24 protein-coding genes are annotated in these 26266 nt (G+C 63.9%); 5 read left to right on the top strand and 19 right to left on the bottom strand.

Annotated features, from left to right (window positions below):
- Positions 1 to 19: 19 nt before the first annotated feature.
- The 4 genes from CXY70_RS10790 to hflX form a co-directional block, all read right to left on the bottom strand.
- Entirely contained in the window at positions 20 to 985 is a 966-nt protein-coding gene (locus CXY70_RS10790; protein ID WP_233205889.1) for a methylenetetrahydrofolate reductase, read from the bottom strand.
- Between the two features lie 417 nt (positions 986 to 1402).
- Entirely contained in the window at positions 1403 to 2989 is a 1587-nt protein-coding gene (locus CXY70_RS10785) for a chitinase (protein WP_158250959.1), read from the bottom strand.
- Positions 2986 to 5316, bottom strand: a complete 2331-nt coding sequence (locus CXY70_RS10780) for a glycosyltransferase family 2 protein (RefSeq protein WP_104192356.1) — start codon at positions 5314 to 5316, stop codon at positions 2986 to 2988. Before CXY70_RS10780 ends, CXY70_RS10785 begins: the two co-directional genes overlap by 4 nt.
- Before the next feature lie 491 nt (positions 5317 to 5807).
- Positions 5808 to 7385, bottom strand: coding sequence for a GTPase HflX (hflX, locus tag CXY70_RS10775; protein ID WP_104192355.1), 1578 nt, complete (start codon positions 7383 to 7385; stop codon positions 5808 to 5810).
- Between the two features lie 39 nt (positions 7386 to 7424).
- On the opposite strand from hflX, the gene CXY70_RS10770 reads away from it, so the two are divergent.
- Positions 7425 to 8033, top strand: coding sequence for a class I SAM-dependent methyltransferase (locus CXY70_RS10770; protein ID WP_104192354.1), 609 nt, complete (start codon positions 7425 to 7427; stop codon positions 8031 to 8033).
- On the opposite strand, the gene dapF is transcribed toward CXY70_RS10770, so the two are convergent.
- The 15 genes from dapF to thyX all read right to left on the bottom strand — a co-directional run bounded on the left by dapF (position 8030) and on the right by thyX (position 23725).
- Positions 8030 to 8911, bottom strand: a complete 882-nt coding sequence (dapF, locus tag CXY70_RS10765) for a diaminopimelate epimerase (protein ID WP_104192353.1) — start codon at positions 8909 to 8911, stop codon at positions 8030 to 8032. The genes CXY70_RS10770 and dapF overlap by 4 nt on opposite strands.
- Positions 8912 to 8956: 45 nt before the next feature.
- Entirely contained in the window at positions 8957 to 9913 is a 957-nt protein-coding gene (miaA, locus tag CXY70_RS10760; protein WP_199183419.1) for a tRNA (adenosine(37)-N6)-dimethylallyltransferase MiaA, read from the bottom strand.
- 22 nt (positions 9914 to 9935) lie between these two features.
- A complete protein-coding gene (miaB, locus tag CXY70_RS10755) occupies positions 9936 to 11540 on the bottom strand; it encodes a tRNA (N6-isopentenyl adenosine(37)-C2)-methylthiotransferase MiaB (protein ID WP_104192352.1) in 1605 nt (534 codons plus the stop codon).
- A gap of 73 nt (positions 11541 to 11613) precedes the next feature.
- Complete coding sequence (locus tag CXY70_RS10750; protein WP_104192351.1) at positions 11614 to 12381, bottom strand: regulatory protein RecX; 768 nt, start codon at positions 12379 to 12381, stop codon at positions 11614 to 11616.
- A 62-nt stretch (positions 12382 to 12443) separates the two neighbouring features.
- Positions 12444 to 13589 carry a recombinase RecA gene (gene recA / locus CXY70_RS10745; RefSeq protein WP_104192350.1) on the bottom strand — a complete coding sequence of 382 codons (1146 nt, stop codon included), beginning with the start codon at positions 13587 to 13589 and terminating at the stop codon, positions 12444 to 12446.
- A 319-nt stretch (positions 13590 to 13908) separates the two neighbouring features.
- A complete protein-coding gene (locus CXY70_RS10740; protein ID WP_104192349.1) occupies positions 13909 to 14133 on the bottom strand; it encodes a DUF3046 domain-containing protein in 225 nt (74 codons plus the stop codon).
- 114 nt (positions 14134 to 14247) lie between these two features.
- Entirely contained in the window at positions 14248 to 14556 is a 309-nt protein-coding gene (locus tag CXY70_RS10735) for a helix-turn-helix domain-containing protein (protein ID WP_104192348.1), read from the bottom strand.
- A 159-nt stretch (positions 14557 to 14715) separates the two neighbouring features.
- On the bottom strand, positions 14716 to 15240 hold the full coding sequence (locus CXY70_RS10730; RefSeq protein WP_233205888.1) for a CinA family protein: 525 nt from the start codon (positions 15238 to 15240) through the stop codon (positions 14716 to 14718).
- A gap of 4 nt (positions 15241 to 15244) precedes the next feature.
- Positions 15245 to 15838, bottom strand: coding sequence for a CDP-diacylglycerol--glycerol-3-phosphate 3-phosphatidyltransferase (gene pgsA / locus CXY70_RS10725; RefSeq protein WP_104192347.1), 594 nt, complete (start codon positions 15836 to 15838; stop codon positions 15245 to 15247).
- Positions 15839 to 15841: 3 nt separating this feature from the next.
- Positions 15842 to 18736, bottom strand: a complete 2895-nt coding sequence (locus CXY70_RS10720; protein WP_104192346.1) for a DNA translocase FtsK — start codon at positions 18734 to 18736, stop codon at positions 15842 to 15844.
- A gap of 98 nt (positions 18737 to 18834) precedes the next feature.
- On the bottom strand, positions 18835 to 20064 hold the full coding sequence (locus tag CXY70_RS10715; RefSeq protein WP_104192345.1) for an ABC transporter permease: 1230 nt from the start codon (positions 20062 to 20064) through the stop codon (positions 18835 to 18837).
- Positions 20061 to 20756 (bottom strand): ABC transporter ATP-binding protein, encoded by a 696-nt coding sequence (locus CXY70_RS10710; protein ID WP_104192344.1) that lies wholly within the window; start codon positions 20754 to 20756, stop codon positions 20061 to 20063. Before CXY70_RS10710 ends, CXY70_RS10715 begins: the two co-directional genes overlap by 4 nt.
- Entirely contained in the window at positions 20753 to 21817 is a 1065-nt protein-coding gene (locus tag CXY70_RS10705; RefSeq protein WP_174844576.1) for an efflux RND transporter periplasmic adaptor subunit, read from the bottom strand. The genes CXY70_RS10710 and CXY70_RS10705 overlap by 4 nt, the downstream gene beginning before the upstream one ends.
- A gap of 184 nt (positions 21818 to 22001) precedes the next feature.
- Positions 22002 to 22979: a 4-hydroxy-tetrahydrodipicolinate synthase gene (gene dapA, locus CXY70_RS10700; RefSeq protein WP_104192343.1), complete on the bottom strand. Its 978-nt coding sequence runs from the start codon at positions 22977 to 22979 to the stop codon at positions 22002 to 22004.
- 35 nt (positions 22980 to 23014) lie between these two features.
- The gene (gene thyX / locus CXY70_RS10695) at positions 23015 to 23725 is read right to left on the bottom strand and encodes an FAD-dependent thymidylate synthase (RefSeq protein ID WP_233205892.1); all 711 of its coding nucleotides are present in this window, start codon (positions 23723 to 23725) and stop codon (positions 23015 to 23017) included.
- Positions 23726 to 23853: 128 nt separating this feature from the next.
- Between thyX and CXY70_RS10690 the strand changes: the two genes are divergently transcribed.
- The 4 genes from CXY70_RS10690 to CXY70_RS10675 all read left to right on the top strand — a co-directional run bounded on the left by CXY70_RS10690 (position 23854) and on the right by CXY70_RS10675 (position 26262).
- Positions 23854 to 24315, top strand: coding sequence for a thioredoxin family protein (locus tag CXY70_RS10690; RefSeq protein ID WP_104192341.1), 462 nt, complete (start codon positions 23854 to 23856; stop codon positions 24313 to 24315).
- Entirely contained in the window at positions 24308 to 24787 is a 480-nt protein-coding gene (locus CXY70_RS10685; protein WP_104192340.1) for a DUF4395 domain-containing protein, read from the top strand. Before CXY70_RS10690 ends, CXY70_RS10685 begins: the two co-directional genes overlap by 8 nt.
- Positions 24788 to 24930: 143 nt before the next feature.
- A complete protein-coding gene (locus tag CXY70_RS10680; protein WP_104192339.1) occupies positions 24931 to 25362 on the top strand; it encodes an OsmC family peroxiredoxin in 432 nt (143 codons plus the stop codon).
- Positions 25363 to 25371: 9 nt separating this feature from the next.
- Positions 25372 to 26262: a TIGR01777 family oxidoreductase gene (locus CXY70_RS10675; protein WP_104192338.1), complete on the top strand. Its 891-nt coding sequence runs from the start codon at positions 25372 to 25374 to the stop codon at positions 26260 to 26262.
- Positions 26263 to 26266 lie beyond the last annotated feature (4 nt).

Below are 26266 nucleotides of genomic sequence, written 5' to 3'. Positions count from 1 at the left end.
GCCTGAACGGGCGCGAGGCCTAGGGCATGGCGGCGGGCACCGAACGCGCCCCGCACCCCTCGAGAATCGACAGCACGGTGTCGTGCTGGTTGAAGGCATAAAGGTGCAGGCCGGGGGCACCGCCCGCGAGAACGTCCTGCGCGAGGCGTACGGCGTAGTCGATGCCGATCTGGCGCTGTCCTTCCTCGGTCGGTTCGACCTCGAGTTCGATGGACAGTTCGGCCGGCAACTTCTCACCGGAGAGCTGCAGGATGCGACGCAACCGGTTGGGGCTGGTCACCGGCATGATGCCGGGAAGAATAGGAAAGAGCACTCCGGCAGAGCGGGCGCGTTGGATGAAGCTCAGGTAGTCGTCAGCGTGGAAAAACAGCTGGGTGATCGCCAGGTTGGCCCCGGCGGCCTGCTTGGCCAACAGTGTGTCGATATCTTGGCTGACCGACCGCGAGTTGGGGTGGCCGTTAGGAAAGGCCGCGACGCCGATACGAACCTTGCTGCGTTCGGTTTTTACCCCGCGAGCACCGGGAAGACCGGGAATGACCGTCTCGGTGTACGGCACGCGTTCGGTTTGCACCCGATGGATGAGCTGCACCAGCTCGCCCGCGCTGTGCAGGTCCCCGAGAAACGTAGTTTCGTCCGGGGCTGCGCCCTGTGGCGCGTCTCCTCGAACGGCCAGGAAGCTGCGGATACCGGCGTCAAGGAACTCGCGAATGAGACGGCTCGCCTCTGCGTGCGAGGAGCCGACGCAGGTCAGGTGCGCCATAGCATCCGCGCTCGTCTGGTCTTTGATGTAGCGCAGCACGTCGAGCGAGGAGTTGCGCGACGACCCGTTGGCGCCATAGGTGACCGAGATGAACTCGGGACCGGCTGCGGCCAGGTGATCGATGGTGCGGGTGAGAGCGGATGCTGCGGCCACCGTCTTCGGCGGATACACCTCGAACGAGAACGCCAGGCGGGCGTTACACGCAGAAATCCCTGTCGTAGTCATGTTTCCTCATTCGGCAGAAGCGATACAGCGGTGGTGGCCAGGCGGCCGCGGACGCCGCCAGGAGTCTGGCGGTTCTTCGCGGGCGGGTGCCGGGCTCGGCTGTCGCTCCATGCCGGAGAACGAATTCCGTCGGCAACGATTGGTTAGACACTAACAACACCGACGCTAACGTTGGCGAATATGACAATTCATGTCATCCCGCGGTCACTGTTATTGCGGGCAGGCATCCCGGCAACGCCATCGAACCCGGCCAGACGCGCGCGGGTCTTCGTGGTCTTGCGAGCGTGTCGATGATGCTCCCGGCGGGATTCGCTCTTCTGTCGCGACCGAGAAAAGACCGCGTCGTTATGCAGTCGACCCTGTAGTGCCGCGTCGGTGAGGGCGCGGAATCCACGCCGGCCGCGCGTCAGCCGAGCTCTATCCGACCCGCCCGTCCTGCACCGGAATAACATCGTCTTCGGTGAGCGGAATCCACGGTGACCCGTCAGGATCCGATGCCGCCGCCGCCGGACTATCCCCCTGGTTCCACCACTTTGACTCGTATGGCACGCCCTCGAAGAGCACACGGTCGCTCTTCTCGTACGCGGCCAGTCCGGCCCAATCCGGGTAGGTTCCCGCGGGCAGGGTCGTCGCCTCGAACGGCCTCTCGCCTGGCAAAACCGGGCCAACGAGCGTCCACGGTGTTTCCCAATCATTGAGTACCGGGTTGTCGGGCAGATCGCCACGAGTCCACCACTTTGCCTGGTAGACGTTTCGGTGCCACACAACTTTGGTGCCCTCGAGGAAAGAACCCTCCTCTGACCAGATCACGTACGGGCTGGTCGCCGGGTCGTCGACAACGTTTTCCTTCTGCGCCTCGGACATCGTCACGGCGGTCGCCGACGCCTCCGGGCGCCCGATGAATCCGTCGCCAAGCAGCTCGGCGAACCTCAAATCGCCCTGATCGATTCCGCTGCAGGCGTCGGAAACCCGTTTAAGGTCGACGTAGTTCGAACCGCACGGTGCATCACGATTCAATGACCAGAGCGACATCCGCCCGATCTTCATCTCCCGTGCGAACGCGTTCACCTTTCGTGCGTCGTCCAGGCTGAAAACCTCGTCAGTGACATCGTTTTGACCGATCATCGGGGTAGCACCGATCTTCGACCAGACCGTCGCTGCGCTCAGCTCGGTACCGGCCCGCGAGTAGAGAGTGCCGAGCTGGCGGTGCGCAGAAGTGAGCGCCTGGATAGATGCCTCCGCCATACTCTGGCCTACGGCGCGGCTATTGCCGTAGTCCATCGTCATCAGGTTGACCCCGGCCAGGTCGACCCCGGCCGAGAGCATCAGGCTGACCGCAGTGGTGCCATCTTCCGTCAGTCCGGCGGGCGATACTGGAAGAGTGAGCCAGACGGCCAGTTCCGTGCCCGCTTCGCGACGTTGGGCCTGCAGGCTACGGATTGCCTCGGCGCGTCGGTGACCGGCCGCGGTATTCGTGAGACTCTCTCCTTCGAGGTCGAGATCGATGGTCGTCACCCTGTAGCGGTCGACCACCGCGGCGTAGGCGTCACGCAACGCCCCCGGGTCGGTGCAGCCGGTCGCAAGTTCATCGTTGAGCAGACCGCCAAACGAAACGACAATCTGTCCACCCAACTGTTCGAGCCGGGCCAGCCTTCGGTCCAGGTCAAGGGCCTCAGACGCCTCGGTCAGCGTGTACGCCGTTCCCCAGCTCGGCTCGCAAGGGTCGTCCTTCCCGGCAACGATGAAAGACAACACGACGTCCCGACCGGCCTTCGAGGCAGGTGCCTCGAAGGCAAAGCTTGGCGTAGCCGTGACATCCACGTAGCCGGCGATCCACGGATCGTTTGCTTCAGCCGCCTGCGCAGCGCTCCATCGCTGCCAGCCCAGGTAGCCTCCCCCGGTCAAGGCAGCAATGAGCAGCAATGACAGCAAGACACGCACTGCGGACAGCCGGCGACGGATTTCGAGGTGTGACGCAGGCGCGGCAGAACCCGGGCCGGTCATGGGGCCACACAGTTTGCGTTTTGAAGCGCGGTTTCGCCGACTTGCCGCGCCAGGGCAACGTTTGACCGCCCCACGGGCACCGGGATATCCCCGCTGGCATGCCCGTGGTAGATGACCGCTCGCCAGTCGAGCACCGGAATCGGGTGAATCAGCGCCGGCGCGGAGCGGGCTCGACGCGGCTGCCTCTCGACGTACAGCCATTTGGTGAGCCCCAGCCACACATCGACGATGGAACTCCAGATTCCGATATTCGCGAGGATGGCCGTGGTCGCCAACAGGCCATTGAAGGCCGCGAATGCAGCGTTGCCCCAGTTCTGAGCCAACACGTCACGCCAAAGGGTCAGGGCGGAGAATGCCACGATCAGGTATGGTGCGACCACGAACAACAGCGGCGCGGCCGTACGGTTCCTCACCTTGGGCGTGCGCGCAAATGGGATTTTCCTGCCCGTGACTGCCTGCTCGAGCGACTTCAACACGCCCGCCACGTTGACCGGCAACAGGACCAGGTTGAAGCCGTAGATCCGAAAAATATCGCTGAATCGGTAACCGCAGTACCGCAGGTCACTGCCCATGGCGAGAAAATACGGCAACGCGGCCAAGACGACGACGGGGCTGAGGAGTCGGCTGTCGTAGGGGTAGACCAGCAGGAACATGAGGCCGAAACTCGCCCAGGCGATGGAGGCCATGTAGTTGGCCCGCAGGAACAGCTCCAACATGCTTATCGGGTGGCCGTTGCGCTTCCGCTCGCGCAGCTGCCGCCAGAGTTTGGGCAGGATGAGCAGCCCGCCGTTCGCCCAGCGGCGGCGCTGCACGATGAGGGAACCAAAATCCGGCGGGGTGGCGCTGTAGCTGAGCCGCTCCGGATAGTTCATCAGCGTCCAGCCGTGAGTGCCGAGGTCGATACTCGACTCCGTGTCCTCGATGACGGTGCGGTCCTGGACGTAGCGCCGGACCTCGAAGCCGCCAACGTTTTCAACCTCAACAATGTCTTCCAGGGCACGCTTTCGGATGACCGCGTTCGCACCTACCCAAAATGTTGCTCCGTAGTAGGACATCCCCTGGTGCAGGATGTGCTGGATGTCGGTGGTCGCCCCGGCAAGGCGCTCAATCCGGGTCGGCGCGCCCCGAAAAGACGAATACGGGGTCTGGGTAACGGCGACGCGGGCGTTGTCGGGCTGTTCAAGGAAATAAACCAGGCGCAAACAGTAGTCGCGCAAGAGCAGCGAGTCCGCGTCCAGGGTCAGGAGATAATCAGCGTCCGGAACGACGACGTCGGCATCCTCCGTCGCCGCGACTGGACGAAGGATGGCACCGTCTGGACCATCGTCGCGGCGGAATCGTCCGCCCATCAGCCCGATGTAGGCGTTGAGGTTCATGGCCTTGTTGGCGTCATGCGACAGTGACGCGTAGAGCTTGCGCTCAAATGTGTCCAACTCCGCCGAGAAGGTCCAGACGAGGCGGCGCTTCAGCTCGAGCATTCGCTGGGGAATAGGTGCCGCGTGTTCGTCGGCGGCGGCGGTGAGCGCATCTGCGGTCAGGGCGAGCTCGCCGGCCAGGCCTGCTAGAACCTGCTCGACGAAGAAAATATCGACATGGTCGGACACCTCTTCCTCGTCGGCCATCCGGCGCAACCAGGCCGACGCCCAGAGGTAGTCGCGCGCCAGTTCGCGAACGGCGTTCTCGCTCACCGTCCCGTTCTCCGCCAATTCAAGTTCATGGTCGGGGAAGTCAGCACTGAAGCGCGCGTGCGGTTCGGCCAGTGCCTCGGCAATGCCCTGGGCGATTGCCCGGGATTCGGCGAGCCGCCCCGCAGTCGCGGGATCGGTGGGATGTGGCGGGTCGTCGAGCAGGAGAACGACGCGCAAGGCCGGATACTCCTGCAAAGCCGCCGACCAGAGGGTGGCCCGAACAACCCCGGGTTCCTCGCTGTAGGACGGTACCAGCACCGTCATCGGCCCGTGGCGCCTTGCGAAATGGCTGTCAAGTTCGGCCCTCGGAACGCGCACGTGGTCACGGAATCGCTGCAACGCCCCCTGCCTGGCCACGAGGTACATCAGCGCAGAGAAGGTCAGAAACGTAACGACGATGAGGTAGGAGATTGCCTCGGTTGTGAAGCGGAAGCTTTCGGTTCCGTTATTGAGGAACTCACGCATGACAGTGTAGATCAGATAGCCCAGCCACGACACCACCGTGGCGATGATGGCCAGACGACCCCAGGTGATCTTCGAGTCACTGGGTCGTTCGTGAACCGTGGGCAGTGGCTGGGTGGTGCGTTCAGCACCTATTTGGCGTTTTCGGGCAGGCGAAGCTGCGGTTTTCATTGACATCGGTCATCCTCGGGTAGGGCCGGTTTTCTTCGGGTTCTCGGGTGCGCTCACGTCGGAATATATGAGATCTCCCCAAGATTTTGACCATAACTCATTTCGCGGGGGCCGCAGTAGTCCCCGGAAGGGGTCATTTTTAAGCGGCGTGGCAACAGCGGGTGACCGCGTGCACGTGCAGCCGGCCCCGAAACAAGAGATGCGGTCGCGTGGCGCTCTCGAGGGCAGTGCGTGTGATGCTCGACCAAACAACGCGCGGCGATACGGTCGCGTTCAATCGAAGGTCGTCGCACAGCGAGCCACAGGGAGACCGGTGCGGGTGTTGCTCCGTCACGCCAGCGTCGGCTTAATACCCTCACGCACGTCGCGGGAAACATGCTTGCGGTCCGTAGCGGGGACGGACACCAGAATTGCGCACACGTATGCTGCCCGGACCAACACCCCCGACCCGGGAAATCGATCGGTGCTTTGAACTGTGCCGCTACTGACTCACGGACCTAGGAGGAGACTGCGGGCAGAATGACGAACGGCGCGAACTGCGGTTCAATCTCCGCGGTGACGAACGCCGTGACATGGGTGCCGGTCTCCACATATTCGGTCGTCTCGATGCGGCCCAGATCGTGCAAAACTGCGACGAGGTCACCCCGGTCGTAGGGAATGAGCAGGTCGAGTTCGATCTGCGGTGTCGGAAGCAGCAGCGCCACGGCGGCGAGCACGGTCTCGATGCCCTCACCGGTGCGGGCAGACACAAACGTCGCCTTCGGCTCAAGGCCACGCAGAACAAGCCGGTCATCGTCGCTGATCAGGTCGCTCTTATTAAAGACGACGAGTTCGGGAATGTCGCGGGCGCCGACCTCGGAGATGACGTCGCGCACCGTGGCGAGCTGGGCAACCGGATCGGGGTGCGATCCGTCAACAACGTGCACGATGACGTCGGCATCGGCGACCTCTTCGAGGGTGGAGCGGAAGGCTTCGACCAGTTGGTGGGGCAGGTTGCGCACAAAGCCGACCGTGTCGGTGAGGGTATACAGGCGTCCGTCAGTGGTCGTCGACTTACGCACGGTCGCGTCGAGGGTCGCGAACAGGGAGTTCTCAACGAGTAGCCCGGCCTTGGTGATCCGGTTGAGCAGGCTGGACTTGCCCGCGTTGGTGTACCCAACGATGGCGACGGACGGAACGGCGTTGCGCTTGCGGTTGGCGCGTTTGGCCTCCCGGGCCGGCTTCATCTCGACCATCTGCTTGCGCAGTTTGGACATCCGGGTGTGGATGCGGCGACGGTCAAGTTCAATCTTGGTCTCACCGGGGCCACGCGACCCCATTCCCGCTCCGGCGCCACCGACCTGACCGCCGGCCTGGCGGGACATCGAGTCACCCCAACCACGCAGGCGAGGCAGCATGTAGGCCATCTGCGCGAGTTCAACCTGCGCCTTACCCTCGCGACTCTTGGCATGCTGGCTGAAAATGTCGAGGATCACGGCTGTACGATCGATGACCTTGACCTTGACCACGTCTTCGAGGGCACGCCGCTGGCTCGGCGCGAGTTCGGTGTCGGCAATAACCGTGTCGGCGCCAAGCGCCTTCACGATGTCGGCGACTTCCTGGGCCTTGCCCTTGCCGAGGTAGGTGCTCGGATCGGGGGTAGCGCGGCGCTGTAGCAACCCGTCGAGCACGGTCGCCCCTGCAGTTTCTGCGAGGGCCGCGAGTTCGCGCATGGAGTTTTCCGCGTCATCGACGGTGCCGTGAGTATAAACGCCTACCAGTACAACGTTTTCCAGACGAATCTGGCGGTATTCGACCTCGGTGACGTCTTCGAGCTCGGTGGACAGGCCACCGACGCGGCGCAGGGCGTTGCGGTCGGCCCGTTCGGACTGGTCACCGTCGTGGTCGCTGCCGTCGTACTCGCCCAAGGTCTGTGCTTGGAGGGCCTGGGCTGACCCGCTCCGGAACAGGGAGTACCCGGCAGCTTTGCTGTCGGCGCTGGCCAGCACTCTCGCCACAACGTCGTCTGCGTCGAGGGATTCTGCGCCTGGGTTTTCTACCGTGTCGTTGCCCGAGGGCGCCGTTGGATCATTCATCCCATTAACCTTAGTTGAACGAAGTTGAAAGGTTCCCTTATGTCGTCCGACCACTATTTTTCTCCGGCGCCCGGCACCGCACTGAAAACGCGCCAGATCACCGTGCAATTGCACGGCCAAGATCGGCTTTTGACGACAGCCAATTCGGTGTTCAGCCCTGCGCACATTGACACCGGCACCGAGGTCTTACTCAAGTACGCCCCCGAGCCACCATTGACTGGCCATTTTCTCGATCTTGGCTGCGGCTGGGGACCCATCGCGCTGCACCTCGCGCTCGCTTCCCCCGCTGCAACCATCTGGGCCGTCGACGTCAACGAGCGTGCCCTCGATCTCGTGCGCACCAACGCGGCCACCCTTGGCCTGACGAACGTCAAAGCCGTGCTCGCCGCCGACGTGCCAACGGACGTATCGTTTCGTACGATCTGGTCGAACCCGCCCATTCGCGTCGGCAAGGACGAACTGCACGGGCTCATGCAGACCTGGCTGCCTCGCCTCGAACCGGAAGCGGATGCCTGGCTCGTCATCCAGCGCAACCTCGGCTCGGACTCGCTCCAGCGTTGGCTCGCGGCCGAACTCCCGTCCCACTTCGAAACCACCCGCGAGGCCATCAGCAAGGGCTTCCGAGTGCTCCAAGTGCACCGGGACTAACCCAGGTTCAAGACCCCGTCGAAGACAAGTTCCGCTGGCCCCGACAGCGACACGTGTTCCCCGTCTTCCGCCGGAAACATCCGCACCCCCAGTACCCCACCGGGCACCTCTACCCGCCACTGGTGCGGCGCCGACTTACCGGCCCAATGCCGCGTGGCCAGGGCCGCCGCGACCGCACCCGTGCCGCAGGACAGAGTCTCCCCGCTGCCGCGTTCATGCACGCGCATGCGAAACCGCCCGACGCCGTTGACGACCAGGGGGTCGTTCGGCACCACGAATTCGATGTTCACCCCGTCAGCAGGTTCGGGATCCAGCTGCGGAATAAAGGTGAGATCGGCTGCAGCGAGTTCGTCGTCGTCGGCGAGGGCGACAACCGCGTGCGGGTTGCCGACGTTGATGCCAAGGCCGGGGCGCGCTACCGACAGGTTCTTGGTGCGCACGAGCGGTTCGGTACCGTCGAGCTTCCACCGACCGAGGTCAACCTGAAAACCAGACGCGTTGCGCTGCACGTCGCGCACGCCACCGCGGGTGCCGATCGTGAGGGTAGCGCCGGGCAGCAGTTCGGCGAAATTGTTCTCAATGAGGAATTTGGCGTAGACCCGGATGCCGTTCCCGCACATTTCCGAGACGGTCCCGTCGGCGTTCCAATAATCCATAAACCACTCGGCAGCGTCGTCCTCCGCGAGGGCGGCCGCGCCGTCTGGCAGATTCTTACTGCGTACCGCGCGGATGACGCCGTCGGCGCCAACGCCGAACCTGCGGTCGCACACGGCGCGAATCTGCGCCGGGGTAAGCTCCGTCGTGCCGTCGGGATCAGCGAACAGCACGAAGTCGTTGCCCGTGCCCTGGCCCTTGGTGAAATTCAACGTAATACCCATGCTGTTAGTTTACGGGGCGACCGCTGGGTACCTTCCCGAACCGGCTCACGCTGTCGGTGCTGAAAGTGCGCTGCCCCGATCGATATGCGCGAGGGCCTCGTTGACCCGGTCGGACGAATCGGACTCCATCCAGTGCGTGTGCGCGTAGCGTTTAAACCAGCTCACCTGCCGGCGAGCGTAACGGCGCGTCAGCTGTTGGGTGGCTTCGATCGCGTCGGCCTGGCTGAGCGTGCCGTGCACCTGGCCGAGGGCCTGAGCATAGCCAATCGCACGGCTCGCCGTGACCCCCCTCTCGATGCCGACCGACAGCAGGCCACGTGCTTCGTCGACGATGCCGGCCGTCCACATCCGCTCTACCCGTGCATCGAGCCGAGGGGTAAGTTGCTCGCGCGGGGTCCGCAGGCCCAGCAGCACGCTGGGCTGCCAGTACACCAGCTCCTCGGGTAGGGCAGCCAGGTGCGGCGCACCGGTCAGTTCGACGATCTCCAAAGCGCGCACCAGACGGCGACCGTTGCTCGGGCCGATCCGCAAAGCGGCCTGCGGGTCGACAGCTTGCAGGCGGGTATACATGAGGCCGGGTCCGCGCTCCAATAGTTCGGCTTCGAGGCGCGCCCGCAACACTGGATCAGTGCCGGGAAACTGAAAGTCAAAGACGACCGAGGAGACGTAGAGTCCAGAGCCGCCGACCAGGATCGGTACTGCCCCGCGCGCGACGATCTCGACGATGGCCCTGCGGGCATCCGTTTGGTAGTTGCTGACGGTGGCCTCGCCCGTCACGTCGAGCACGTCGAGCAGGTGGTGCGGAATGCCGCGACGCTCGGGCTGCGACAATTTGGCCGTGCCGATGTCCATGCCGCGGTAGAGCTGCATGGCATCAGCGTTGACGATTTCGGCCGGCTGACCGCGCTCTAGCATGCGTTCGGCGAGGTCGAGAGACAACTCAGACTTGCCGGTACCGGTCGAGCCGATGATTGCGATCAGTACCGCTGGTTCAGCTGTCACCGCCGGTGCAGACGACAAGCTCCTAGCGCTCGTCGTCGTTCACGTTGTAGATGGGAATCGTGGTGGAGCCGCTCTCAAGCCGCAGACCGATGGTCGGCAGGCCCAGAGAAACCGGTCCAGCGCCGCCGGTCCCACCACCATGGGTGGGCACTGCGCAGGAATCAGCTTCCAAACGGTCCCATGCAGCCCCAGCCCGGGTCGAGCGGATGCGCAGTGGCGCCCCGTCGGTCGAGTCGGCGATGAGGTGGAACGGCGCTGCCTGGGTGACGACGACGGTGACCATATCTCCGGGACGAGGGCGGGCCGAACCGGCCGGCACATCGAAGTGCACGAGACGACTATCGGGAGCGCGCCCGCTCAGACGATGGGTATCACTGTCTTTCCGTCCGCCGTTGGCGACGAGCAGTTCCACCTCACGGCCGATCATTTTTTGGTTCTCCTCGAGGGAAATGCGCTCTTGCACAGCCGCGAGTCGCTCGTAGCGGTCCTGCACGATGGCCTTGGGAACCTGGTCGGGCATGGTCGCAGCCGGGGTTCCAGGACGAATCGAGTACTGAAAAGTGAACGCCGTCGCGAACCGAGCGAGCTCGACGACCCGCAGGGTCTCCTGAAAGTCTTCTTCGGTTTCGCCGGGGAAGCCGACGATGATGTCAGTACTGATGGCGGCGTTGGGCATCTGGGCGCGCACCCGATCGAGGATGCCAAGGAATTTCGCTCCACGGTAGGAGCGCCGCATCGATTTGAGAATGCGATCGGATCCGGACTGCAGCGGCATGTGCAGCTGCGGCATGACGGCGGGCGTTTCGGCCATGGCGTCGATGACGTCGTCCGTGAAAGCAGCGGGGTGCGGGCTGGTGAAGCGGATGCGCTCGAGCCCCTCGATATTACCGGCCGCGCGCAGCAGCTTCCCAAAGGCAAGGCGGTCGCCGAACTCAACCCCGTAGGAGTTGACGTTCTGCCCCAGAAGGGTGACCTCGATGGCGCCGTCGTCGACGAGCGACTGAATTTCGGCAAGAATCTCGCCCGGACGACGGTCTTTCTCTTTGCCACGCAGGGCGGGAACGATGCAGAACGTGCAGGTGTTGTTGCAGCCGACCGAAATGGACACCCAACCGCTGTAGCTGGAGTCGCGTTTTGTGGGAAGGGTCGAGGGAAAGGTCTCAAGAGATTCGAGAATTTCGAGTTGGGCCTCCCCGTTGTGCCGCGCTCGTTCGAGCAGGCTGGGAAGAGAACCCATGTTGTGGGTGCCAAAGACAACGTCGACCCACGGTGCCTTCTCGAGGATTGTGGTCTTGTCTTTTTGGGCCAGGCAGCCGCCAACAGCGATCTGCATGCCGGCGTGCTTACGCTTGACCGAGGCGAGGTAGCCAAGGTTGCCGTAAAGCTTGTTGTCGGCGTTCTCACGCACCGCACACGTATTGATCACGACTATGTCAGCCTCGCCACCGTTCGCGGAGACGTACCCGGCCGCTTCGAGCGAGCCGCTGAGTCGCTCGGAGTCGTGCACGTTCATCTGGCAGCCAAAGGTGCGCACCTCGTAGGTACGGGCCTGCCCCGAGTCGTCGATCGCGGCTGCCGAGGGGGTGATCACGGTGCGGCGGGCCAGTTCGGAGGTGACGATACTCATAGTGCGTATAGTTTACGCGAGCAATTCGGTGTGTGAGCCGTGCGCCGGGCGAAATGCTGCATTTGTGAAGGCGTCAACGGAACCGTACGCGAGAGGCGGCACCGCCGCCGCGGCTGTCCATAGCTGCCTTGACCGCGAGACGTACCGCTGAGGAGCTGTAACCCTTACGCATGAGAAAACCGGTGAGTCGGCGATCGATAGTCTGGTCGTCGAAGCGTTCCATCTGTCCGATGCGCTTGGTGGCGAGGTCGATAGCGCGCTCCGCTTCGTCATCGGGGAGCTCTTCGAGCTTGTCCATCATGACGCTTGGATCAAGCTTGCGCCGGCGCATTTCAGCTTCGACACCGTTGCGTCCGAGACCCTTGCGCACGTTATGGCTGTGGATGATCTGATCGGCGAGTTTGGCCTCGTCGAGGTAGTTCAGCTCGATGAACTTTGCAATGATCTCACTCGCTTCGCCCGAGTCGACACCGGTGGCACTGAGCACCAGCAGCGCCTCGACCGTCGACAGCGAGCGGCCCCGCAGTCGGTGCAGCAGTACTTTTTCGGCCCGTTCGCGCTGGTCGATTGCTTCGGCCGAGGCGAGAGCGTCGTCGTCTAGCGCTATGTCGGCCGTGACAGCTGCAGCCTCAGCCTTGGTGGCCGCTGCCGCCGAAAACCTGTCGACCTCGGCCGGACCGAGCGGATCGACGCCGACCTCGACCGGACCGACCTCGACCGGACCGACCTCGAGGGGGGAGCGACGCTTCATTCCCGGGGCCGCACCGTGCAGGTAGGTCACGGGAGCCAATCCGGCGTCTGTGCGTTCTGCTGCATCATCCTGGGGTTCGAAGTGAACCATTCCCGTGACCTGCCTTTTCGGTGCTCGTTTAGTGCGGTTCCTTGCTGTAGCTGCGTTGCCGGCTAAGCGGTCTTGCGAACGACCGGGGCCTTGGTAGCGACCGGGCCATCGGCCAGCAGAGCTGCGGCATCCGCTTCGGCTTTAGCCTTGGTTTCGGCCTCCAGCGCGATGGCGGCAGCGGCCTTCTCGGCGGCCTTGGCTGCGATGCCTTCGGGGCCGATGCCGAGCTTGATGAGAATCTTACGCTCAATCTCGTTGGCCATGTCGGGATTCTTGAGCAGAAAATTGCGCGAGTTCTCTTTGCCCTGGCCGAGTTGGTCGCCGTCGTAGGTGTACCAGGCGCCAGACTTCTTGACGATGCCCTGGTCAACGCCGAAGTCGATCAGGCTGCCCTCGCGGGAGATGCCGATGCCGTAGATGATGTCGAACTCGGCCTGTTTGAAGGGCGGTGCCATCTTGTTCTTGACGACCTTGACCCTGGTGCGGTTACCGATGGCGTCGGTGCCGTCTTTCAGGGTTTCAATGCGCCGAATGTCGAGGCGCACCGAGGCATAGAACTTGAGTGCTTTACCGCCAGAGGTGGTCTCGGGGCTGCCGAAGAACACACCGATCTTCTCGCGCAACTGATTGATGAAGATCATGGTTGTGTTGGTCTGGCTGAGGCCACCGGTGAGTTTGCGGAGAGCCTGCGACATGAGACGGGCCTGCAGGCCCACGTGCGAGTCACCCATCTCGCCCTCAATCTCGGCGCGCGGCACGAGCGCTGCAACGGAGTCGACGACGATCAGGTCGATGGAACCGCTTCGCACGAGCATGTCGGCTATCTCGAGGGCCTGCTCACCGGTGTCGGGCTGGGACACGAGAAGGGCGTCGATATCGACGCCGAGCTTCTTGGCATATTCCGGATCGAGGGCGTGCTCGGCGTCGATAAACGCGGCGATGCCACCGTTCTTCTGCGCGTTCGCAATGGCATGCAGGGTGAGGGTGGTCTTGCCCGAAGACTCCGGACCGTAGATTTCCACGATGCGGCCACGCGGCAGTCCACCAACGCCGAGTGCGACGTCCAGGGCAATCGACCCAGTCGAAATGGTCTCGACGGGGGCACGATCGTCGCTGCCGAGACGCATGACCGATCCTTTGCCGAACTGACGGTCGATTTGCGCGAGAGCGGTCTCGAGGGCTTTCTCGCGGTTAGCTTGTGATGCCATGGTCGTGATCTCCTTGGGTTCTGCACTGCCGCCGACCGTGAACAGCGCTGCGGGGTGCGTAGTGGCGCCTATAGGCTGTCGGCGCACCCACCGGAAGAACCCCGGTGCGTGTTTCGACAAGGCAGTTGCTGACGTTCTCTGACAGATTTGACTGTACGCCGCACCTCCGACACTGGCCGGGGGCACGAACGGACGGTGCACAATCTGTCAAGTTGCCTGCTGTGGAGGAGTCTATCAAGACCGAACAGATATTCGAGCATTGCCGGGAATTCTTTGCGGCGTGTCGAAGTATCAGCCTAAGCGGAAGGGTTTGACCGCGCTACGGGCGGGGAGCTGGGACGCCGGCGCCGTACCAGCGGCTGCGGGGCACGTCGACCTCGGCGCAGAGGGCCAGCCAAACATCGCGAGCGGGAACACCGGCTGTGAGGGCCTGATCGGCTGTTCGACCGCCGAGCGGGGTGAGCACGAGATCGCGGGTAAGGACACGCCCGTACGCGTCACCAAACTCCTCTTTCATCGCGGTGCGGAACTCGCTCAGTCGCACAACACTCCTTCAATCCGTCGCTGCCTGACACTTGATACCGAAACAAAACCACCGCCGACAGACCTCGTCGGCGGTGGTTCTTATTGTAAATCCTGAAATGGCACCGATTGGTGACTAACGCACCATGAAGTCGGCATCGAACGTATTGACAAACTCGTCCGGTACCGTGTCGGGGAACTGATCGATACCCTCGATGATCGCGAGGCGGTCACCGACTTCGCGCATGATGACCGAGATCGGGGTTTCCAGTGCGTCTGCGACAGAGGCGAGAATCTCCGAGGAGGCCTCTTTTTGTCCCCGTTCTACCTCGCTGAGGTAGCCGAGCGCGACGCTGGCTTTGCTTGCGACCTGACGCAGGGTACGCCCCTTTTGCAGGCGGAAGTCCCTGAGCACATCGCCGATTTCCTGACGAACAAGAATCATCGGAACCTCCTTCTTATGCCTAATAATTTAAGGCCTATGACCATCGGATTGCGGTGGTGGATGCTTAGAATACTGCATCCCTTCCGATATTTTGACACTACCGAGAATCACTGGGCTTTGCTTGTGAATGTCCTCGATGTAACCAGCCCGTAACAGGAACTATTCCGCGTCACCCTCCACTATCAGCGCACGTACAGCATCAATCGCCTGACGTACAGTTTCGGCGCGAATCTCGGTCCGATCGCCGTCCAGGTGCAGCGGCACGGCCCACGAACCGCTTCCTTTTGACAGGCCGATGAACACCGTTCCGGCTGGGTGACCACCGTCCGGGCCCGGCCCGGCGACACCCGTCGTCGACACGCCGATATCGGCGCGCACGTCGTTGACCGCGAGCAGGGTACGCACTCCACCCGCCATCTGCTTTGCGACGTCGGCGTGCACCGGGCCGTGAACGTTAAGCACGCTGCTGTCGACCTGGAGCAGGTCGCGCTTCAAGGCGGTGTCGTACGCGACCACTCCCCCACGAACCACTGTGGACGCCCCGGGTATACGCACGAGTTCAGCCACGAGCAGCCCTCCGGTGAGGGATTCAGCGACGGCGATAGTGAGATGACGGGCGGTGAGTTCCGCAATCAACTCGGCCGTCGCATCCACTGCCGTCGCATCCACCGCCGTCGTGTGCACCGGCTCAGGCAACGTCGTGCTTTCGCAGACGCCAGGCTGAGATGAGGTAGTCCAGGCCGGAGACGACGGTGAGCACGAGAGCGATGGTCATGGTCGCCGTGTTGACCCAGTCCACCCATTCGCCGAAGACCGGCTGGAACGGCAGCAGCGCGAGCGAGATCGACACGGACTGGGCGATGGTCTTGAGCTTGCCGCCGCGGCTGGCCGGAATGACCCGGTCGCGCAGCATAACGAAGCGGAACACGGTGATGCCGATTTCACGCACCAGGATGACGATGGTCACCCACCAGGGCAGCTCCCCCAGGGTGGACAGGCACACCAACGCACCACCGGTGAGGATCTTATCGGCAATCGGGTCCAGGATTTTTCCAAGATCCGTGACCAGATTATGGCGGCGGGCAATCATGCCGTCGATACCGTCGGTGGCGATCGCGATGATGAACAGCACGGCGGCGGCCCAGCGCAAGGCATCCTGGGGGCCATTGGCGGCCAGCAGCATCCAGATGAAGACCGGGGCGAGCAGGATGCGCACAACCGTGATCAGGTTGGGTACGTTCCAGTTGCTGGGGCGGGAGACAAAGTCGTGCGGTATTGCCATGGTTCAGTCCCTGCCGGTTAGTTTCCAGGCATCCTCGTCATCCTCGGCGCCATCCACCTCAGGATACCCCTGTGACATTTTCTCTACCGGGTCGTCGGCATAGCGTGGGTCGGGCGCTGACTCGACACGGGAATCCCCCGACTGCGCCTTCAGGGCGTGCTGCTCGTCGTCGGAGCCGCGCAGGCGGGCCAGCACGCTCGGCAACTGTTCAGCATTCACCAGCACGTCACGCGCCTTGGAGCCTTCGGACGGGCCGACAATTTCGCGGGATTCGAGCAGGTCCATCAGGCGACCGGCCTTGGCGAAACCGACCCGCAGCTTGCGCTGCAGCATCGAGGTCGACCCGAACTGGGTCGAGACGACGAGTTCGGCCGCGGCGAGGAGCACCTCGAGGTCGTCGCCGATATCAGAGTCGATTTCTTTGCGCGGGGCGACCATGGAGACGTCCGGCCGGTAGTCCGGCCGAGCCTGCATGGTGACGTGCTTGACGACCTTTTCGATCTCATCTTCGGTGACCCAGGCCCCCTGCACGCGAACGGCTTTGGAGGCGCCCATCGGCAGGAACAGCGCGTCGCCCTGGCCGATGAGCTTGTCGGCGCCGGGCTGGTCAAGGATGACCCGGGAGTCGGTGACGCTCGTGACGGCAAAGGCCAGTCGTGACGGCACGTTGGCTTTGATCAGTCCGGTGACCACGTCGACGCTGGGCCTCTGGGTAGCCAGTACGAGGTGAATTCCGGAGGCGCGGGCCAGCTGGGTGATGCGCACGATGGAGTCTTCCACGTCGCGCGGTGCGACCATCATGAGGTCGGCCAGCTCATCGACGACGACCAGCAGGTAGGGGTAGGGCTTGAGCTTGCGTTCGCTGCCGACCGGCAACACGAGCTCGCCGTTGACGACCGCCTTGTTGAAGTCGTCGATGTGGCGAAAGCCGAAGCTTGCGAGGTCGTCGTAACGCATGTCCATCTCTTTCACGACCCACTGCAGCGCTTCGGCCGCTTTCTTCGGGTTGGTGATGATGGGCGTGATGAGGTGCGGAACGCCGGCATAGGCGGCCAGCTCGACCCGTTTCGGGTCGATGAGCACCATGCGCACGTCACTTGGCTTCGCGCGCATGAGCAGGCTCGTGATCATGGAGTTGACGAAGCTCGACTTACCGGAGCCGGTCGACCCGGCCACGAGCAGGTGGGGCATCTTGGCGAGGTTGGCGATAACGAAACCGCCGCCGACGTCCTTACCGACACCGATGGTCATTGGGTGGGTAGCGTTAGTGGCAGTACTCGACCGCAGTACGTCCCCGAGGGTGACGATCTCACGGTCCGTGTTAGGAATCTCGATGCCGATGGCGCTCTTGCCGGGAATGGGCGAGAGGATACGAACTTCGTTCGAGGCGACCGCGTAGGAGAGGTTCTTGCTCAGCGCAGTAACCCGCTCGACCTTGACGCCGGGGCCGAGTTCGATCTCGTACTGTGTGACCGTAGGGCCGCGGGAGAATCCGGTGACCTTGGCATCGACCTGGAACTGGCGAAGCACCTCGGTGATCGACTTGACGACATCATCGTTGGCGGCCGAGCGGGCCTTGGCCGGCGGGCCGGCCGTAAGAGTGGATGCCGCGGGCACGAGATAGGGAATGGCCGGGTGGGGGTCGACGGAAGCGAGCGGCGGGAGGGCCGCGCCATCGGCATCCACTGCCTGACTCAATTCGGGAAAGACGTCGTCGAAGCCGGGAAGAACCTCAGTGTGCCCGGCCGGATCGTCGGAGTGCAGGCCGGTGGACGGCCCTGTGCCCAGGTCGACCTCGCCGGTAAACCGTTTGACGGCGAGCTCGGCCTTGCGCAGGTCTTCCAGCACCTCGGTGCCGTAATGGTCTCGTTCGGGCGGCGCGGTGTGGTCGGTCACCTCGGATTCGATGGCGCTGTCAAAACCACCGCGCGACTGCTTGCCACCGAGAAGGACGCTGAGCGGGTCGGCCTCAACCGGGCCAGGTTTGGATTCGGTTGACAATGCGCTGCCAAAGTCGGGGTCTTCCTCGCGCTTGCTGTTGTTTCGGCGCCACCACGGCAGTGCGCCCTCGGACTCGTCATCGTCGACGCCGTCAAGCTCAACCTGGGCGGTCTTGCCCGGCTTGGCACCCTTGCCCGTCTTCTCGGCCATTCGTTCATCTTCGTCGGTGAACTCTGCTCCGAACAGCCACTCATACAGCTCGCGGGAACGCTGACCGACCCGGTTCGGCGGGGTTTTGGTGATGATGAACAGGCTCAGCAGCAACAGCAGAATGACGACGATCGTGGCGCCGATCGACGTGGTCAGCAGGATCAGCGGGGCGGCAATCATCCACCCGATGACACCGCCAGCCAGCGCGAGGGCTGGCATACCGTCTTGCGGCTCTGGCTGCTCACCGAAGATGTGGCAGAGGCCCGAAATGGTCACGAGCAGCAGGCTGAGCCCGATGCCGATGCGGCCATTGTCGTGCACGGAACTGGGTTTACGAAAAAGCCAGACAGAGAACAACAGCAGAATGACCGGCAGGGCAAAGGCAACCCGGCCAAACACTCCGCCGAAGGTGTACGCGTCGAGCTGCTGCGCCACGAAGTTGTTGATGAGGAACCATTCAACGACGGCTCCCGAGATGGCGAGCAGAACGAGGAAGAACGGCAGTCCGTCGCGCCGTTCATCTTTGGACAGTTTCTCTGGGCCCAGGGCACGGGCGGCACCGCCGGTGAGGTGGGCCAGGCCGATCCAGGCACGGGCACCGAGGCTCGGTTTTACGTCGACGGCGGTGAACTTGACGGTTTTCTGTGCAGCGGTCGCGCCGGCTCCGCGGGTTGCCGGTTTGCGCGCCGGAACGCCCTTCGCTGCCGGCGTGCGGGCACGCCCGCTCGACTTAGTGCTCGTAGCCATGAAAGAACGCTACCAAGCACCACCGACATTCGCCCGACCCCACGCCCACGGCCTGCGTGGTCGGTAGGCAAAAGCCGAGCGGCGGCATCCGTTCAATTTCAATAGCGGATGGCGTCGATCACCTTCACCCGCACCGCAACCAGTGCCGGGATCAATCCGGCGAGGGCACCGACCACCGTCGCGCAGACCAGGCCAAGGATGGCCGCTTCAACCGGAAACGGCGGAAAGTCGGTGACCTGGCCCTGGCTGATGAAGTCCTCCACGAGCGGGCTCTTGACGATGAGCACGGCGGCGATCACCCCGACAATTCCCGCGACGACGGTTGCGACGACGCTCTCCATCATGACGGCGAAGAACACCCTGCCGGCGGTCGCGCCGAAGCTGCGCCGAATGCCGATCTCGCGGATGCGCTGTTTCAGCGTGACCAGGGCGATGTTGACCAGGCCGAGCGCTCCGAGCAGGAGCACAAGACCGGCGATGGCACCGACCGTGAGCTTAAGGGACAGGTAGGGGTCACCGTTTTGGTATGCCGCGTAGTCCTGTCGGTTCACCTGAACGAAGGCATCGCTGCCGAGCGCACCCTGCACGTCGCGTTGCAGGGCCGTCACGAGCTGCTCAGACACGTCAATCGGCACCCACAGCTCGTACGCAGGCGGTCCGAATTGCTGCAAATTCGGGTCAGTCACGACCGGGCTAATGGCGGTGAGAGCATCGGCGAGCATGTACATTGCCGGTTCGGTCTCCCAGGAGAGGGACGGGTAGACACCGGTCACGACGGCCGTCGTGGTGCGCTCGCCCACCAGAGTCGTCGTCGGGTGCGTGCGCAGGTCAGGACGACCGAGGCGGTCCCAGAAGATGGAGTTGATAAGTACGGCCGGGGCCAGCCGGTTCTGGTCGGCGTCAGTGAACCAGGTGCCTTCCTCGAGGGTGACGCGGTGCATGGTCCCGTAAGGCGGGTCGACGCCGATGGTCTGCACCGGCACTGCGCCGTCAGCAAATTGTACGGTCTGGCTGGTGTTGACGACCCGACTGGCATATTCGATCTGGTATCGATCCAACGCCGTGCGCCAGATTTCGGGCATACCGATCGGGGTCGAGCCGTCGTTCATCGAAGCCGACAGGTAGAGGCTCGCGGCACGACCGCCCGATCGTTCACTCTGTTCGATGGTGGCTTGTTGGGCGACCGCGCCGAGTCCGACCACGGTCGTAATGGCGCAGACGGCCACGGCCACACCGATCAGCGACAGCATGACGCGCGTCTTGTGGATGCGCACTTCCTGCCAGGCTTCGATCACAGCGCCGACCAGGTTGCTCGCGACGCGCTTCATGCGGGCACCGTTCCGCTCACCTGCAGCACACCGTGGTCCAGTCGGAGATGCCTGGTGGCGCGGGCGGCGATCGCCGGATCGTGGGTGATCGTCACCAGGGCTGCCCCGGATTCGGTGGCGACCTGGTCGATCAAGTCCATCACGGTTTCGCCGGTTTCGAGGTCGAGTGCGCCGGTGGGCTCGTCGGCGAGAATCAGGCGAGGGCTACGCACCAGCGCGCGGGCGATCGCCACGCGCTGCTGCTCACCGCCGCTCAACCGGTCGGGCAATGAGCCGAGCCGGTCGCTGAGGCCGACCCGTTCGAGCATCTCGGTGGCGATTCGGGCCCGCTTCCAGAATTGGCGACCTTCCGCGTAGAGCAGCGGCGTCATCACGTTTTCGAGGGCGGTGCGACCCTGCAGCAGGTTGAACTGCTGAAAGATGAAGCCGACCTCGCGGCCGCGCAGCCGGTCCCGCGCACCGGATGATAGCGACTGCACCGGGCGGTCTTCGAACAGCATGGTGCCGCTCGTGGGGTTGTCGAGCAGCCCGAGCAGGTTCAACAGGGTGGTTTTACCCGAGCCGGAACGACCCACGACTGACACGCGGTCGCCCACGTCGACGTCGAGGTCAACGCCCGAGAGAATGGTCAGCGGCGGCGCATCGATGAGCTGCACGGTGCGAGTGACACCCTCAAGATGTAAGAGGGTCAATGGGAGATCCCGCTGCTGGAGATGCTCGGCCCAAAGCAGACTTCACTACCGTCGGGTTGCAGTTGGCAGCCCTCGCCGCCGGGGCTGACTGCGGTGGCACCCGGTACGAACTGGTTGATCAGGTCGCCCTCCACGAGTCCGTCGATGACCTGCACGTTGATTCCGTCGGTCATGCCAAGCGTCACCGGGCGTTCTTCGGTGCCGCCGTCGGGCAGCACGAACCAGACGACGCCGGTTTGGGCGGAGCCCTTGACAGCGGTGGTCGGAACGACGAGCACGTTTTCGGCCAGGCCAGCAGCGATGGTGATCTGAGCGGCCAGACCGGAGAAGACAGTCACCTCAGCCGGAACGGCGCAGGTGACGGTGGTGCCGCTCGCGCCGGTCTCTCCACCGGCCCCGCCGTCACCGCCGGCCTGGGCACCAGCGAGCGGCGTGGTGATGGTCAGGCCGATGCAGGTGAATGGCGCCGGCCCGTTAGTGATGGCAACGGATGCCTCGGTCGGCTTGCTCAATAGCCGGTATTGCTGCTCGGGGTTGAGCGCTCCGCTCACCGAGAAGCTTGGAGGCGCCACCTGGCCAGTGGCATCCCCCACGGCCACGCTCTGGCCGTGGATCACCGTGAGCGAGCTCAGGACGCCGCTGATGGGGGCCAGCACCTTGACGAAGGTGACCACCGGTTTCGGCTGGGTGACGGTGATGTTGCCGTCGGCATCCGTTGTTTCGACGGGGTCTTTGATCGTTTCGATCCGGATATCGTAGATTTTGTCATCTTTGTTCACGGCCTGGCCGGCCGCCATGAAGATCTCGTCGACCGTGCCGATGGCGGTTGCCTTCACGGCGACGGCCGGATCGGCACTGACCGTGCCGGGCAGGGTGACGTCATTGCTGATGGTGCCGAGGGCCGCTGGAACCTGCGGTTCGACGATGACGCCGGTCGGTTCGGCGGGGTTGCGCTCGACCGCAGTGTCGGGGTAGAACGCGAGCTTGACCAGGGCCACAGCAATGGCCGCGATGACGATGAGTCGAAGGATCGGAAAGACCCATTTGCGTGCAATGTTCACAACACTCCCCACACAGCCGACCCGACGTGGTCAAGCTCGATGGGCTGAGCCTAGCGTTACGCGGGCCTGCGTGTCTCCGTCCACCAGACGCGTCGCGGCACCCGTTGAAGCTCGCGGCACCCGCAGGATCGAGTGCCACGAACGTTAGTGGGTGCCGCGACCACAAAGCCGCCCGGCGCGAGCTCTAGCGGGTGGTGCCGGCGACCTTGGGCAGCGATCCGCCTGCGGCCGCGTTGCGGTCCGGGCGGAAGTTTGAAAAGTCCACGCCGGGAATGTCCCTGACCAGCGACAGTTCGTCTTCGATCTGAGCGGCTTCAGAGTCTTCGGGGCCGACTAGGGGCAGGCGCACACGCGGGCTGCCGATGCGACCGAGGCCGTGCAGGATGTACTTCACAGCAACGGTGCCGGGTACGTGGGTCATCACGGCGCGCACAAGCGGTTCAAGCTGCTGATGGGCGGCGGTGGCGACTTTGAGGTCGCCCCGGTTGACCGCGTCGACCATGTGCCGGTAAGGGGTCGCAGTGATGTTTCCGGTGACGCCGATCAGTCCGGTCGCACCGATCGACAGGTGGGCCAGCACGTTGGGGTCGTCGCCGGAGAAGTACATGAGGTCGGTCTGGTTGAGCACCCGACTAACCTGGGCGAAGTCGCCCTTAGCGTCTTTCATGGCGAGAATGTTGGGATGCTTCGCCGCGCGCAGGATGGTCTCGTAAGCGATAGCGACGCCGGTGCGGCCGGGGATGTCGTAGAGGATGACGGGGAGGTCGGTGGCATCGGCGATCATGCGAAAATGGGTGAGGATGCCAGCCTGGGTCGGCTTGTTGTAATACGGGGTGACGATCATGTTGCCGTCGGCGCCGGCCTTCTCGCTCTGACGGGCGAGCTGCATGGCGTGCGCGGTTTCGTTGGAGCCACCGCCGGTGATGATCTTGGCACGGCCGTTAGCGACGGACTTACCGACCTCGACGAGGCGGATCTTCTCTGGGTCGGTCAGGGTGCTGGTCTCGCCGGTTGTTCCGGTGACGACGATGCCGTCAGCGCCGGCATTGATAACGTCGTCGATGTGCTTCTCCACCCCGGCCCAGTCCACTTCGCCATCAAAAGTAAACGGGGTGACCAGGGCGACCAGCACCTGGCCAAAGGGATTCGTAGAGGTAGACACGATCTACAGGCTATCGTCTCCCCCTGCGCGGTCCACTACGGGGCCACTCGACCGTTCACATTGAAGGCGGCGTAGGTCAAGGGCATGAGCTTTTCGAAGTGGGTTTCCATCTGCTCGGCGCACATTTCGATCTCGCGCTGGGGGAACGACGGAAATGACGAGCCCTCCCGCTTGGTGCGCAGGCTGAGAAAGTTCATCAGTGAGCGGGCGTTGAGCGTGACGTACATCGAGGAGTAGATGTTTAGCGGCAGCACGATGCGGGCGACTTCGCGCGCGACGCCGGCTTCGAGCATCCGCTGGTAGGCCTCATAGGCGTGGACGGCGGCGGCGCGGGTCTGCTGCTGCACGAGCGCGATCTGCTCGACGGTGCCGGGCAGAAAGTCGTAGGCGCCCGGCTTGCCCACCTGAACGAGGTTACGTTCGGCGGACGGCACGTAGAACACCGGGCCCAGCTCCCGGTAGCGGCCGGACTCTTCGTTGTAACTGGCGATGCGGTGCCGCATGAATTCGCGGAAAACAAAAATGGGGGCACGCACGTAGAACGTCATCGAGTTGTGTTCAAACGGCGAGCCGTGCCGGTCGCGCATGAGGTAGTTGATCAGACCGCGGTCACGCTTTTCGTCGACCTCGCTCTCTGAACCGTCAAGCTGGCTCTGCTCGAGAGTCTGCTCCCCCAGGGTCGACACCCGGGCGGCAAACAGCACGTCGGAATCGTGAGCGCTGGCACGCACCAGCTCCACGGTCATTTCAGATCGAAACTCAATTTCAGACACCGCTTCAGGCTAGCCGGTCTGTCGGGCGGCGCGCCCGCGCGCAGTCGTAACGTGTCGTCACAGTCCCCCGAACGGGGCTGCGCCCACGTATCGTCGTTATCATGACTCCACTGGAAGCGATCGGACTGCTGTTCGCCCTGCTGGCCGCCACGACCGTTCTTGGCCTTGTGTGGCGAGCCCGTCAGGGACGAGTGGCTCGTGTTTCCGGCGACGTCATCACTCCAGCGGATGTTGCCGCCACGGTCGCGTTCGGCCCCGCCGCCACCCTGCTGCAATTTTCGACCGAGTTGTGCGCTCGCTGCCCGGGTACCCGCCGTCTACTGGGCTCTGTGGCCGAGCAGCGCCCGGGGGTGGTCCACGTGGAAGTGGATCTCACCCACCGCCCCGATCTCGCCAACCGGTACGCGGTTCTACAAACCCCGACGACTCTGATCCTGGACGAGTCCGGTCGGGTGCGGGCCCGCGTGGGGGGCGCGCCTACCCGGGCCGATATCGGCGCGACCCTTGATGCGATCACGCAGAACACCACACTCAGCACCACACCCGGGAGTTCTCATGTCTAAAACACCTCGCGCCCGGCTCGATCCGCGCGGACCCCGATTCGGTGCAGGTCTGACGGCCGGGCTCTTGCTCATCGTGGTGTTCCTGTCACTGACCGGGGCATCCGCTGCCGCGCTGGCCCTGCTCGCAGTGATCACCGCGCTGTTCGCGTGGGGTGCACTGGCCGGCGCCGGCCGGCATCCGTACGGCGCTCTGTTCAAGAAATTCGTGCGGCCGCGTCTCGCCCCTGCGACCGAACTCGAAGACGCGGCGCCGCCCACCTTCGCGCAGGGCGTTGGCCTGGCCGTGACCTTGGTCGGACTCATTCTGGGCCTGGCCGGTGTCCCGGGCGCTGTCGGAATCGCTGCGGCGGCCGCGTTCGTCGCGGCCTTTCTCAATGCGGTCTTCGACTACTGCCTCGGCTGCCAGTTCTACCTGCTTCTCCTGCGACTTGGCGTGCTCAACCGGGGTGGCCGAACCTTCGAGAACGTCTGATCAGCTCGCTCCGACCTAACCTGTACATTGAATCTCGCGCTGCCTTCACGGGTCGGCTGGCTCTCAGGTAATTCCCAGACGAGAGGCGTTCACGGTGCAGGTCGGGCGGTTAGGGTTGAAGCCAATCACCTGGAGGTAACACCATGCCCACGACGCTCACGAGTGAAGCAACCTCAGTATGGACCGGCGATCTTCCGACCGGTACCGGCACCGTCACCCTCGACTCCTCGCACGCCGCCGAGTTCTCGGTGAATTGGAAGGCCCGCGCTGAGGGCGTTTCGAACACCACCAACCCGGAGGAACTGCTCGGTGCCGCCCACGCGGCCTGTTTCTCTATGGCACTCGCCAACGCGCTCGGTTCGGCCGGCCACACTCCGGAGAGCATCCAGGCCACCGCCGCCGTGACTTTTGCGGCCGGCACCGGGGTCATCGGAAGCCATCTACTGGTCAGTGCCAAGATTCCCGGCCTGACCGAAGCTGAGTTTGAGGCGTTCGCTCAGGACGCCAAGGACAACTGCCCGATCTCTAAAGCACTTGCGGGCATTCCCATCACCATCGAGGCAGAACTGGCCTAGGGTACCGACGTGCGCGTTCTGATCGCCGGCGCGTCCGGCCTCATCGGCCGGGAACTCAGCCGGCAGCTGGCCGCGACCGGCCACAGTCCCGTGCGATTGGTGCGGCGGGAGGCCCTGGGCAAGAACGAGGTTCGGTGGGACCCGGCTGCCCATGCCCTGGACGCTCACGTCCTGGACGATATCGACGCTGTCGTCAACCTCTCGGGCGCCTCACTGGCGCGACTGCCGTGGACGTCGGGCTATCGCAAGGAAATCCTGACGTCACGCCTTGGCGCCACCCGCACGATCACCGACGCTCTCGGGCAGGCCGCCACTCCCCCAACGGTTTTGCTCAACGGTTCCGCCGTAGGCGTGTACGGCAATCGGCCCGGGGAAATCCTGAGCGAGACTTCCACGGTCGGAACCGATTTTCTCGCCGATGTCGTTACGCAGTGGGAGGCCGCAGCCCAGCTCGCTCCGGAACCGACCCGGGTTGTCACGTTGCGCACCGGGCTCGTTCTCGCCAAGGGCGGCGCACTGAAACCGCTGCTGCCCCTGGCCAAACTCGGTCTCGCGGGACCACTCGGCAGCGGGAATCAGCACTGGGCCTGGGTGAGCCTGCACGATGAGGCTGCGGCCATCCTTCATCTGCTCACCTCTACGCTTTCCGGCCCGGTCAACCTCGTCGGGCCATCCGCGGCCACGTCGAACGACATCATCAAGGCGCTCACCACTGCGCTGCACCGACCGTTTTTCCTGCCGGTTCCCCAGCAGGTCTTGACGCTGCTGCTGCAGGACGCCGCGCGCCAGCTGCTGCTCGCCGACCAGCAGGTCAGCGCCCAGAAACTTTTGGACGACGGGTTCGAGTTTGCTCAGCGTACGCCAGCCACCGCGATCGCCTGGATGCTCCGGCAGCCGTAGCCTG

The sequence above is a fragment of the Cryobacterium sp. Y82 genome (assembly GCF_002929495.1).
GTDB classification, from domain to species: domain Bacteria; phylum Actinomycetota; class Actinomycetes; order Actinomycetales; family Microbacteriaceae; genus Cryobacterium; species Cryobacterium serini.
The sequence above is the reverse complement of the archived record's forward strand: the minus strand, read 5'-3'. Positions and strand labels throughout refer to the sequence as shown.